Raw genomic sequence first — 12,070 nt, 5'->3', positions numbered from 1 at the left:
AGATCAGTTCTTGCGCGGAGTGGATGCGTTGGCGTTCTCCTCCGCCGCATAATTCTGCGGGAAGGCGAGCGCGCTCGTCGACGACGCCGGCTTGGCCGGCTGGCTGTCGTTGGCTGTCGATTTGGTCGCGGTCTTCGCTGCGTCGTCGAGCATCTTCTCGACGCGCACCAGGATATCGGCGCCGCGCTTGGTCAGCACCGGCGGCGGACCGGGCTTGGTCTCCAGCACTTTCGGCGCCGCATTGGCTTGCGCATTGGCAATCTGCTGTGGCGGCAGCTTCTGGCCCATGCCGATGCCGGGAATCTCCCGGACCTCGACGCCCTGATGTGCCGCGACCATGATGTCGTGCCAGGTCTGCGCCGGCAGCGAGCCGCCGGTCATGCGGTTGGTCGGCGAATAATCGTCATTGCCGTACCAGACCGCGCAGGTGAAATTGCCGGTGTAGCCCACGAACCAGGCATCGCGATACGCGTTCGTCGTGCCGGTCTTGCCGGCAGTCGGAATGCCGTCGAGCGCTGCACGGCGCGCGGTGCCTTCGCTGACGACGTGGCTCATCATGCCGGCCATGTCGGCGGCGATGTTCGGCGGAATCGCCTGCTTCGGCTTCGGACCGTCGCGGTCCCAGCGCCAGACCAGATCGCCGGCGCCGGTGCGCACTTCCAGCACCGAATGCGGCGTGACGGCCTTGCCCCGGTTCGGGAAGGTCGCATAGGCCACGGCGTGCTCGAGCACGGTGACTTCGTCGGAGCCGATCGGCAGCGACGGCGTGTCCGGCAGCGGCGCCTTGAGGCCGAAGCGGCGCGCGACCTCGACGATCTTGGCGCGGCCGATCTTGGCCGGGTTCGGCGCCTTCGGCTGCTCCTTCTGTCCGATCGCGATCGACAGCTTGACCGGCACGACGTTGATCGAGCGCGTGATCGCCTGCGTCAGCGTCACCGCGCCGGAATAGGAATGACCATAGTTCTGCGGACACCAATTGCCGATGCAGACCGGGCCGTCGACCACGATCGAGTTCGGCGTGAAGCCGTTCAGCAGCGCCGTGGTGTAGACGTAAGGCTTGAACGACGAGCCGGGCTGGCGATAGGCGTCGGTGGCGCGGTTGAACTGGCTTGCGCCGTAATCGCGGCCGCCGACCATGGCACGGATGCCGCCGTCGAGATCGGACACGACGGTCGCGGCTTGCGTGGCGTGATAGTCGCGGCCGAACTGACGCAGCTGGTTCTCGATCGCGTCTTCGGCAGCCTTCTGCACGTTGGTGTCGATGGCGAGGCGAACGACGAAGACGCGCTCGGTGTAGGATTTCGGGAAGGTGTCGACCAGCTTGCGCATCTCGTCGAAGGCGTAGTCGAGATAGTAGTTCGGCGAAGCCTCGTCGCGGCGGTCGACGGCGAAGGCGGGGTTGCGGCGGGCGCCGAACACCTGGCCTTCGGTCATGAAGCCGGCATCGACGAGGTTGTCGAGCACGACATTGGCGCGGGCACGCGCGGCCGGCAGGTTGATGTGGGGAGCGTATTTCGTCGGCGCCTTGAACAGGCCGGCGAGCATTGCGGCCTCGGCGAGCGTCACGTCGCGGGCAGACTTGTTGAAGTAGAAATGCGCGGCGCCGTCGACGCCGAACGTGCCGCCGCCCATATAGGCGCGGTCGAGATAGAGCTTGAGGATCTCGTTCTTGGTCAGGCGCCATTCCAGCCAGACCGCGAGGAACGCCTCGTTGATCTTGCGCTCGATGGTGCGCTCGTTGCTCAGGAACAGGTTCTTGGCGAGCTGCTGGGTGATCGAGGAGCCGCCCTGGCGCACGCCGCCGGCCTGGGCGTTGGTCACGAGCGCGCGCGCGGTACCGGCGATGTCGATGCCGAAATGCTCATAGAAGCGGCGGTCTTCGGTCGCGAGCGTCGCCTTGATCAGCACGTCAGGAAAATCTTCCAGCGGGATCGAGTCGTTGTGCTTGATGCCGCGGCTGCCGATCGGGTTGCCGTAGCGGTCGAGGAACGTCACCGCCAGGTCGGACTTCTTCAGCCAGTCCTCGTCCGCGGTCTCGCGGAAGGCGGGGATGGCGAGGATCAGCATCAGCACCATGCCGCCAAGGCCAAGGGTCGCGGCCTCCGACAGCGGCTCGATGAACACCCAGCGCTTCCACCGCCCGACATAGAAGCGGTCCATGAAGGTCGAGTAGCGCTCGTAAAGCTCGCGGATGCCCTTGGCCGAGGAGAACAGCGAGGAGTCGATGCGCGCATCGAGGTCCAGGAAGAAGTTCCTGATACGACTCTTCCAGTTGGATGGCGTGTTCTGGACCACCTAGAACCCTTGAGGCTCGCTTCGAAAGCGTTCAAGCACCCGGCCGGGGCGGCATCGAGACGTCTTGCGGGATTGTTGCGGCAAACCCAAGGCGCCCGTTTCGCGCACCTTAGGCGGACTTGCTGTTCTTCTAGCCGAGCGGGGCCTATAAACCAATGGTCAGGCTCGCAATTTTGAACAACAGGCCTAATTGAACCCCGGTTCATTACGGGCCTTGCGGGAGCATTGCTTGCAGCTTTGTGGCCGCACCCTCTAGATGGTGCCGGCCGCAGCTCTTTGGAGTCGTATCAAGCGCATGACCGCAGCTCCCAAACGCCCTTCAAGTCAGGATGGATTCTTCTGGAAAACCAAGAAGATGGAGGACATGTCGACGGCCGAATGGGAGAGCCTGTGTGACGGCTGCGGCCGCTGCTGCCTGAACAAGCTCGAAGACGAGGATACCGGCGAGATCTATTTCACCGATGTCAGCTGCAAGATGCTCGATTCCTGCACGGCCGGCTGCAAGGACTACACGAATCGCTTCGACTACGTTCCCGACTGCGTTGTCATGACCCCCGCGAGTGTCCGGGTCCTGAAATGGCTGCCGCCGAGCTGCGGCTACAAGCTGGTCGCGGAAGGGCGCGATCTCTATTGGTGGCACCCGCTGGTCTCCGGTGATCCCAATACGGTGCACGAGGCCGGCGTTTCCGTGCGTGACCGAGTCGCTGGCACGGAGGAGGAGATCCCCGACGACCAGCTCGAGCACTATTTGGTGCAATGGCCGGGGCAGGTGCCGAAGCGGGCGCGCCTGAAGCGACGTCCCAAAGACTGATCTCGGACTGATCTGCCGCCGTTTCAGATCACATATTCGGGATGGCCGCAGTGCGGGATGCACCCATGCGCCGCGGTGCCTGCCTGAGAAGAACTTTGCTGTCTAGATTGGCTTCATAGAACGAATCCTTCGCGGCTTTTGCGCCGCAACACGCTCGATCTGACAGCCCGAGATGAACCAGTTCGCACGGCAGAGCAGCCAATCTGCCGACATCCAAAGATTGCCCGACGATATCGCCGAGGAACTGACCCGTCTTCCGGGCGAGGTCATCAGCGTCAGCGATGCTCCCCCGATCTCGCCGCCTGCGCCGCTATCGTCGGATGAAGTGCGAACCATCGTCATCAGCCTGATGCTGACGATGTTTTTGGCCGCCCTCGACCAGACCATCGTTGCCACGGCGCTGCCGACCATCGGCCGCCAGTTCCAGGACGTTTCGAACCTGTCCTGGGTGATCACCGCCTATCTGCTCGCCTCGACCGCCGTTGCACCGGTGTTCGGGACGCTGAGCGATATCTATGGCCGCAAGGCCATGCTCATCGTTTCGCTCAGCCTGTTCATCGCCGGCTCGATCCTGTGCGCGATCGCGCCGAGCATGCCGATGCTGATTTTGGCGCGCGGCCTGCAGGGACTCGGCGGCGGCGGCATCATGCCGGTGGTGCAGACCGTGATCTCCGACGTGGTCTCCCCACGCGAGCGCGGGCAGTACCAGGCCTATTTCTCCAGCGTCTGGATGGTCGGCGGCATTCTCGGCCCCGTCATCGGCGGCGTGTTCGCCGAGCATCTGCACTGGTCGATGATCTTCTGGATCAACCTGCCGCTCGCCGCCGCCGCGCTCGCGCTGCTGCTGCCGAAGATGAAAAAGATCCCGGTGTTCCACCGCAAGCGCAAGGTCGACTGGCTCGGCGGCGTTTTGCTGATGGCTTCCGCCGTCGTCTTCATGCTGGTGCTGACGTGGGGCGGCACCCGCTATCTCTGGCTTTCGCCGACGGTGCTCTCGATGGTGGGCGGCGCCGTCGCGCTCGCGCTCACCTTCGTCTGGCACGCGCGCCGCGCCGACGAGCCGTTCCTGCCGCTGCCGCTGCTCTCGGGATCGGTCGCACCGTTCGCACTGACGGCCGGCGGCTGCGGGTTAGGAGCCATCACCGGCCTCACGGTCCAGCTCCCGCTCTATTACGAGTCGGTCTATCACCTCAGCGCCAGCGAGGCGGGGCTTGCGCTGATCCCGCTCGCGGCAGTCTCGACCTGTGGTGCGGCGATCGCCGGCCGCACCATGGCGCGCGCCAAGCATTACAAGCGTGTCGCCATCGTCGGCACCTCCTGGGCAGCGATCTGCGCCCTCGGCCTGACCGTCACCACGCTGCCGCTGTGGGGATTGCTGACGCTGATGGCCGCGTTTGCACTCGGCCTCGGCACGACGTTTCCGGTCTGCGTGGTCTCGCTGCAGAATTCGGTCGCCCGCCCGCAGGTCGGCACCATCACCGGCGCGATGAACTTCTTCCGTTCGCTGATGTCCTCGTTCACGGTCGCTGCGTTCGCCGCGATTTTGCTGATCGCGCTCGGCGCCGACATCCCGCTGGCAGGCGAGCATCACGCTGCAGGCAGCATCCCAGCGATCCCCGTTGAAGATATGCGGCACGCCTTCCGCTACGTCTTCGCGGCCGCGACCGTGCTGATGACCACCGCTTCGCTCTGCCTGATCATGATGGAGGAGCGGCCGCTGGCCGGTCCATCGACGCAACCCGTCGAGATGGCGGAGTAGGGAGCGCTAGCCGCTGTTCACGAAGCTGCTCTTGCGCGGCAGTAGGATCGTGAACTCGGTGAACTTGCCCGGCTCCGTCGCGACGTCGATGGTGCCGCCGTGCTGCTTCACCACGATGTCGTGGCTCATTGACAGCCCGAGGCCGGTGCCTTCGCCGGCCGGCTTGGTGGTGAAGAATGGATTGAACATCTTCGCCTTCACCTTGTCGGGAATGCCGGTGCCGTTGTCTCGGATGCGGATCTCGATGCGATCGCCGCGGTCGCGGGTGGTTGCTGTCACCACCGGCTCGTAACCGGCGCCGCCAGTGTCCGCCTTGCGCCTCGTCACCGCGTAAAATCCGTTCGAGACCAGGTTCAGCAGCACCCGCGTGATCTCCTGCGGAAACAATTCGGCTGAGCCTGCTGCCGGATCGAGCTCACGCTTCAGCGTCACGTCGAAATGCGGCTTCTCGGCGCGTGCGCCGTGATAGGCGAGGTTGAGGCTTTCCTCGACCAGCGCGTTGATGTCGCTTAAGCCATACTCGCCGCCGCCTTCACGCGAATGCAGCAGCATGTTCTTGACGATGGAATCGGCGCGCCGGCCGTGCTGCACGACCTTTTGCAGATTGTCCTTCAGCATTCCCGTCAGCGCGTCGACCTCGCTGCGGACATCGTTGCCGAGCGAGACGGGTGCAAGCACCTCGTTCAGTTCGTCCGTCAGCTCGGCGGACAGCGCGGCAAAATTGTTGACGAAGTTGAGCGGGTTCTTGATCTCGTGCGCGATGCCGGCGGTGAGCTGGCCGAGCGAGGCCAGCTTCTCGGTCTGGATCAGCCGGTCCTGCGCCGCGCGCAGGTCGTCGAGCGATTTCGCAAGCTCGATCGTGCGAGCCTGGACTTGGTTGAACAGGCTGACATTCTTGACCGCGATCACCGCCTGGTCGGCGAAGGTCTGCAACAGTCGCACATGATGCTCGGCGAACGCGCCGGTCGTGCGCCGCGTGGCGATGATGACGCCCTTGGCTTCGTCCTCGCTCATCAGCGGCGTGAACAGCATGCTGCGAAAGCCGCGGGCGCGCGCGATGTCGCGTGCGGCCGGCTCGAGCTCGGTATCGGGCAGCTGCGCCGATTCACCATTGGCCGTGAGCTGGTAAGCCGGAAACTGCGCGAACGACACCGGGAACGATGCCCGCAGCACGCGATCGCCCTCCGGGTCACCCGGCGTGAAGGCCGCCAGATGAGCCGCGCCGTCGATATAGCGCAGCACCGCCGTGGAGAAGCCGCCGATCAGCCGGTTGGCGTTGGCGGCGATGGCATCGAACACCGGCTGCACGTCGGAGGGCGAAGCTGCCATCACCCTCAAAATGTCCGCCGTCGCGGTCTGACGTTCCAGCGTCTCGCGCGTCGCGTTGAACAGCCGCGCATTTTCGATCGCAATCACGGCCTGGTCGGCAAAGGTCTGGAGCAGCTGCACCAGGTCGGGCGCGAACGCGCCGGTCTCGGTGCGGGTGACGCTGATCATGCCGACCGCCGTGCCGCGGTTCATCAACGGCATGAACAGCACACTGCGGAAGCCGCGCAGACGCGCCAGATTCCTGTTCAACTCGGGGACGTCCTCAGCTTCAGCGTCGGGAAACTGAATCGTCTCGCCGCCGCGAACGAGCGCAAACGTCGGAAAATCCTCGATCCGCCGCGGAAACGACGCCTTCAGCCCTTCGTCCGCCTCCGGGCTGGTCGGCGTAAACGCCACGAGATGCAATTCGTCGCCGATGAATTGAAGTACGGTGGCGGAAAAGCCGCCGAGCAGGCGCTTTGAGCTGGACGCGATTGCCGCGAAGACGGGCCGGGCGTCGGACGGGGAGGCCGCGATGATCCGCAAAATCTCGGCGGTGGCGTTTTGTCGATCGCGCAGCCTCGTATTCTCGGCTGCGGTCGCCTGCAATTGCCGTTCGATCTCGTTGGAAGGGGTGGTCATTTGCAATCCGGCCTGATGCCGCGACAGGCGCGGCACAGGGCCGGATTATCACATCTCCTGCGGCCGGAGCCAGCGTCCGCAGCCCGGCGGTCGCCTCAAGTACCGGGCCGTGACACCTCGGTCTCCTTGCTGGTGATGAATTCCAGCAGCACGGGCACGCCTTCCTTCGTCTTCTGGATGCCGCGCTTGATCGCGGGGATGATGTCCTCCGGCCGGGTCACCCGCTCGCCATAGCCGCCGAAGGCGCGCGCCATCGCGGCGTAGTCGCCGGAAATGTCGGTCGAGCGATATTTCTCGGTCGAGATCGGCATCACCTTCAACTCGATCGCCATCGAGAAATTGTTGAGCAGGATCGACATGATCGGGATGCGCTCGCGCACCGCGGTCTCGAAATCCATGCCAGTGAAACCGATCGCCGCATCACCCCAGACATTGATGCAGAGCTTGTCGGGCTTCGCGAGCTTGGCGCCCATGGCGAGCCCAAGGCCGTAGCCGAGCTGCGTCGTCTTGCCCCAGCCCAGATAGGAGAGGGGGGCGACCGCTTTCCAGAACGGCGAAAGCTGATCGCGCGGGCTGCCGGCATCATGGGTGATGATGGTGTTGTCGATGTCGACGGTGTGCTGGAGATCCCAGAGCACGCGGTAGGGGCTGAGCGGCGCATCATGGCTGGTGAGCTTCGGCATCCATTTCGCCAGCCACTCCTTGTGCGAGGCCGCAATCTCGGCCGCGACCGCCGAGGCATCGCGATCCGCAGAGACTGTCTTGCCGATCTCCTCCAGCAGTGCGTCGAGCACGAGACCGGCATCGCCGACGAGGCCAACTTTCGCTTCCACATCCTTGTTGAGATGGTTCGGATCAAGTGTGGAGTGGATGATCGTCTTGCCCTTGGGCATTGCGATGCCGAAACTGGTCTCGGTAAAGGAGCAGCCGATCCCGAAGATGACGTCGGCTTCGCCGAGGAATTTCGGCACCGCGCGCGGCACGGCGAGACCACCGGAGCCGAGCGAGAGCGGATGGGTTTCCGGGAATGACGATTTGCCGCCGAGGCTGGTGGTGACGGGAATGGCGAGCCGCTCCGCCAGCCGCTTCAATTGCGGCCACGCCCGCGCGTAATGCACGCCCTGGCCGGCATAGATCACCGGGCGCTTGGCATTGACGAGGAGGCTTGCTGCTTCCCTCACATGCACGGGATCGGCGCCGTAGCGGGTGCGCAGCACCGGCGTGTAGTTCAGCGGCTCCGGGACCTCCTCGTTCCACATGTCGGCGGGGATTTCGACGATCACCGGGCCGCCGCGCCCATTCTTCAATTTGGTAAAGGCGCGTCGAAAGATGTTGGTCACCTCGGCGGCGAGAATGATCGGCTCGGACGATTTCGCAAACGGCTTCATCGCCTCGCTGGAATTGAAGTTCGGCTCGATATGCGCAAGCCTGCGCTGATAACCCATCGGCAGCACCAGCACGGGCACGGATTCGCCAAAGCATTGCGCGACGCCGCCCATCGCGTTCTCCGCGCCGGGCCCATGCTGCATGCAGAACGCGCCGATCGTGCGTCCCGACGTCACGCGCGAGATCGCATCCGCCATGTGCACGCCGACGCGCTCCTGCCGAACCATCACGGGCCGGATCTCGGCCTTCGCCGCGTGCTCGATCAGATGATTGACGGGATAGCCGCAGAGGATCTCGATCCCCTCGCGCCGCATGATTTCCGCAATGGCGGTGCCGAGCTTCATGGCGTCTCTCTCCCTGAGGCAGGCCGGTTGATCCGGCCGATTGGGGAGAGAGGATCAGGAAAAGCAGGGAGCGTAAAGCGCAGGTGGCAAGCGCTGCGGTAGGTCAGCCATGCAGCGAGATGCCAGCCTTCCTATTTGCAGTTCCTGCAAATCGTCAGCTTGCGCTTCAACGCTTCGTCTTCCTGATCAATCGATGACTGTGCGTCGAGGCCATCCGCGTCCCGACTGGAGCCCTTCGCGGCGCGTGACCTGACAGGCGGCGTCACCTGGCTGGGTGCGTCGTTGTCGTCGGTGCCGGCACTGAAGCCGTCGTAATCGGCCGCTGGGTTCGGCAATGCCGCAGGCCCGCCGATGACAGGCGGCGCAGGCTCTCTACCGGACGTCGCTGGCGTGCGGCTATCGTTCGTCACCAAGCCCGGCTGCTTCCTGGGCTTGGCGTTTTTGGCGCCTGCATGCGCCGGCGATGCATTGGGCGGGGTGAGCGAAACGGGCGGCGCGGCCGAGTTCTGCCCTCTGGCGCCGTCCTGGGACCAGGTGCTGACCAAGATGAGGCCAAGAGCCAGGAGCATCGTGCGTCTCATTGGCATCCTTCAAATCGCCTCGGTTCAACCATTGACAGCATGGCTCATCGAGCCGCGCCGGGAAGAATATCAGCACTGACGTGGCCGTCAAAATTGACAGAAATGGGAGTGAGCCGGACGGGATGTCGCTTTGTCGCGTGGAAGGTTTGACCCACGTCAAGCCGACGGCAGGTTGCGGCATGGCATGATGGCGGCGGTGACGAGATGACGCGCTCTCATCGTGCAAGCACTCTTAGGGAACTCGATGAAGTCGTCGGCGATGCAGGGGCTGACCGCATCCGAAGCACAGGTCCGGCTGAAGGCCGAAGGCTTCAACGAGCTGCCCCACACGGGCCGCCGGACGATCGTGCGCCTCGTCATCGAGGTGCTGCGCGAGCCCATGCTGCTGTTGCTGCTAGCCGGCGGCCTGATCTATTTCGTTCTGGGTGATCTCGGCGAGGCGCTGCTTCTGCTGGCGTTCGCAACGATCTCTATCGTCATCACGATCGTGCAGGAAGCGCGCACCGAGCGCGTGCTGGACTCGCTGCGCGATCTGACCAGTCCGCGCGCGCTGGTGATCCGCGGCGGCGAGCGCATCCGCATTCCCGGTCGCGAGGTCGTGCGCGGCGACCTGATCGTACTCTCCGAGGGAGATCGCGTGGCCGCCGACGCCACGGTCCTACGTTCCATCGATCTGCTACTGGACGAGTCGTTGCTGACGGGGGAATCGGTTCCGGTCAGAAAACAGGCCCGGTCGTCGCTCGAAGAATCGATGGCGCCGCATGCCGGCGGCGAGGATCAACCATTCGTGTTCTCCGGCACGTTGGTGGTTCGCGGCAGTGGGCTGGCCGAAGTGACCTCGACCGGCGTCTTGAGCGAGATCGGCAAGATCGGACAGTCGCTGCATTCGCTGCCGACGGAGGCGCCCCGCCTGCAGCAGCAGACGACGCGACTGGTGGCCATATTCGCCGTCGTCAGTGCCTTCGTGATCGCGTTGACAGTTCTCCTGTATGGGCTCTATCGCGGCGGCTGGCTGGAGGGCGTGCTCGCCGGCATCGCGCTCGGCATGTCGATGCTTCCGGAGGAAATTCCGGTCGTTCTGACGGTGTTTCTCGCCATGGGCGCCTGGCGCATCTCACAGGCGCGCGTGTTGACGCGGCGCGCTTCGGCGATCGAATCGCTGGGCGCCGCGACCGTGCTATGCACGGACAAGACCGGCACGCTGACGGAAAACCGCATGACGGTTGCGCGCCTGATGCTGCCCGACGGCGCGCAATATACGCCGGCGGCCGCAGGCCGCGCTGAGCCTGCGTTCAACCCGTTGATCGAAACCGGCGTGCTGGCCTGTGCTCGGGAGCCGTTCGATCCCATGGAGAAGGCGCTGCACTCGCTCGCCTCCGACGCCGGCACGGGCCGGCAGCTCGTGCAGAGCTACGGCTTGCGTCCCGACCTCCTTGCCATGTCGAACGTGTGGCGCGGAAGCGGTGATGATTGCGTCGTGGCGGCGAAGGGTGCGCCTGAAACGATCGCGATGCTTTGCGGAGTGGGTGCGGCAGAGCTGGCTGAACTGCGGGCGCGGGTTGACGTGCTTGCACGCGAAGGGCTCCGTGTGCTCGGTGTGGCGCGAGCGAATTGGGCGGAGACGAATCTTCCCGAGACGCAACGCGGCTTTGCTTTCCGCTTTTGCGGCCTGATCGGCTTTGCCGACCCGCTGCGGCCTCAAGTCAAGGACGCCATTGCCGAATGCCGCTCCGCTGGCATTCACGTGGTCATGATCACGGGCGACTATCCCGCGACCGCATCGGCGATCGCGACGCAGGCCGGCCTCGATCCCGAACGCGTTCTGACAGGGACGGATGTCGAAGGCATGGCCGATGCCGAACTCGCCGGCGCGGCGCGGGGACAAACGGCCTTCGCGCGAATTGCGCCGGCCCAGAAGCTGCGCATCGTCAATGCGCTCAAGGGCGCGGGCGAGATCGTCGCCATGACGGGCGACGGCGTCAACGATTCACCCTCGCTGAAGGCCGCCCATATCGGCATCGCCATGGGCGGTCGCGGCACCGACGTGGCGCGCGAAGCTTCCTCGATCGTTCTGCTCGACGACGATTTCGGCTCGATCGTGAAGGCGATCCGGCTCGGCCGCCGGATCTACGACAATCTGCGCAAGGCGATGAGCTTCATCCTCGCGGTCCACGTTCCGATCGCCGGACTTGCGCTGTTGCCGCTGGTCACGGGGATGCCGCTGCTGTTCGGCCCGGTTCACATCGCGTTTCTCGAGATGATCATCGATCCCGTCTGTTCCCTGGTCTTCGAAGCCGAGACCGAGGAGAGCGACGTGATGCAGCGGCCGCCGCGTTCACCGGACGAGCCGCTGCTGCCGAGGTCCCTGCTGGTCTGGTCCGCGCTGCAGGGCGGCCTGGCGCTGGCCCTGACCGGTGGCGTGATGGTGACGGCGAACCGATACGGCATGCCGGCGAGCGAAGTCCGAGCGTTGACGTTCTTCTCGCTGGTGCTGGTGATCGTGAGCCTGATCTTCGTCAACCGCTCGTTCTCGACCTCGCTGGTCGAAGCCTTTACCCGGCCGAACCGCACGCTCGTCATCATTGTCATGTTCGTGACGTCAGTGCTTGCCCTGAGCCTGGTGTGGCCCGTGGCGGCGGACCTGTTTCGCTTTGGTCCCCTGCATGCGGATGATCTCGCCATCACGGTGGTGGTCGCGCTCGTCTCCCTGGTGTTGCTGGAGCTATCGAAAGTCCCGTTGCGTCGGCGCGTGCCGACTCCAGGGGCGGCTTGAGCCGCGCAACCGGGATGAGACCCGGGGCAATTCTGGGTCGCCAGGTCCGCCGGCGCTCCGCCGGATGTCACGGCACGATCTCTGTATTGCCCGGCAGGCAAAACACGCCAGCGCTGGGCGACCCCTCGGCGTTCGAAATATTCGTACTGACGGAATTTCTGTCTCAGTGCC

Annotated in this window: 7 protein-coding genes; 3 read left to right on the top strand and 4 right to left on the bottom strand. The window is 64.7% G+C overall.

Annotated features, from left to right (window positions below):
* Window positions 1–3: 3 nt before the first annotated feature.
* A complete protein-coding gene (locus ACWAT4_RS27585; RefSeq protein WP_449728571.1) occupies window positions 4–2,295 on the bottom strand; it encodes a transglycosylase domain-containing protein in 2,292 nt (763 codons plus the stop codon).
* 295 nt (window positions 2,296–2,590) lie between these two features.
* Here ACWAT4_RS27585 and ACWAT4_RS27580 point away from each other — a divergent pair, with 295 nt between their 5' ends.
* Together ACWAT4_RS27580 and ACWAT4_RS27575 are read left to right on the top strand one after the other, a co-directional pair.
* The gene (locus ACWAT4_RS27580; protein WP_212300404.1) at window positions 2,591–3,106 is read left to right on the top strand and encodes a YcgN family cysteine cluster protein; all 516 of its coding nucleotides are present in this window, start codon (window positions 2,591–2,593) and stop codon (window positions 3,104–3,106) included.
* Window positions 3,107–3,278: 172 nt separating this feature from the next.
* Complete coding sequence (locus tag ACWAT4_RS27575) at window positions 3,279–4,865, top strand: MDR family MFS transporter (RefSeq protein ID WP_449728570.1); 1,587 nt, start codon at window positions 3,279–3,281, stop codon at window positions 4,863–4,865.
* 6 nt (window positions 4,866–4,871) lie between these two features.
* Here ACWAT4_RS27575 and ACWAT4_RS27570 read toward each other — a convergent pair whose 3' ends face one another.
* The 3 genes from ACWAT4_RS27570 to ACWAT4_RS27560 all read right to left on the bottom strand — a co-directional run bounded on the left by ACWAT4_RS27570 (window position 4,872) and on the right by ACWAT4_RS27560 (window position 9,114).
* Entirely contained in the window at window positions 4,872–6,815 is a 1,944-nt protein-coding gene (locus ACWAT4_RS27570; RefSeq protein ID WP_449728569.1) for a GAF domain-containing protein, read from the bottom strand.
* Between the two features lie 95 nt (window positions 6,816–6,910).
* Window positions 6,911–8,545 (bottom strand): thiamine pyrophosphate-requiring protein, encoded by a 1,635-nt coding sequence (locus tag ACWAT4_RS27565; RefSeq protein ID WP_212300407.1) that lies wholly within the window; start codon window positions 8,543–8,545, stop codon window positions 6,911–6,913.
* 131 nt (window positions 8,546–8,676) lie between these two features.
* Window positions 8,677–9,114, bottom strand: a complete 438-nt coding sequence (locus ACWAT4_RS27560) for a hypothetical protein (protein WP_449728568.1) — start codon at window positions 9,112–9,114, stop codon at window positions 8,677–8,679.
* A gap of 256 nt (window positions 9,115–9,370) precedes the next feature.
* Here ACWAT4_RS27560 and ACWAT4_RS27555 point away from each other — a divergent pair, with 256 nt between their 5' ends.
* Window positions 9,371–11,899, top strand: a complete 2,529-nt coding sequence (locus ACWAT4_RS27555) for a cation-translocating P-type ATPase (RefSeq protein WP_449728567.1) — start codon at window positions 9,371–9,373, stop codon at window positions 11,897–11,899.
* Window positions 11,900–12,070 lie beyond the last annotated feature (171 nt).

It is taken from the genome of Bradyrhizobium sp. T-1, from assembly GCF_053592855.1.
This window is presented reverse-complemented; position numbering and strand designations above follow the sequence as displayed.

Coding starts and splice junctions, on each gene's coding strand:
- ACWAT4_RS27580 (WP_212300404.1), top strand. CDS start 2,591: ATGACCGCAGCTCCCAAACGCCCTTCAAGTCAGGATGGATTCTTCTGG.
- ACWAT4_RS27575 (WP_449728570.1), top strand. CDS start 3,279: ATGAACCAGTTCGCACGGCAGAGCAGCCAATCTGCCGACATCCAAAGA.
- ACWAT4_RS27570 (WP_449728569.1), bottom strand. CDS start 6,815: ATGACCACCCCTTCCAACGAGATCGAACGGCAATTGCAGGCGACCGCA.
- ACWAT4_RS27565 (WP_212300407.1), bottom strand. CDS start 8,545: ATGAAGCTCGGCACCGCCATTGCGGAAATCATGCGGCGCGAGGGGATC.
- ACWAT4_RS27560 (WP_449728568.1), bottom strand. CDS start 9,114: ATGCTCCTGGCTCTTGGCCTCATCTTGGTCAGCACCTGGTCCCAGGAC.
- ACWAT4_RS27555 (WP_449728567.1), top strand. CDS start 9,371: ATGAAGTCGTCGGCGATGCAGGGGCTGACCGCATCCGAAGCACAGGTC.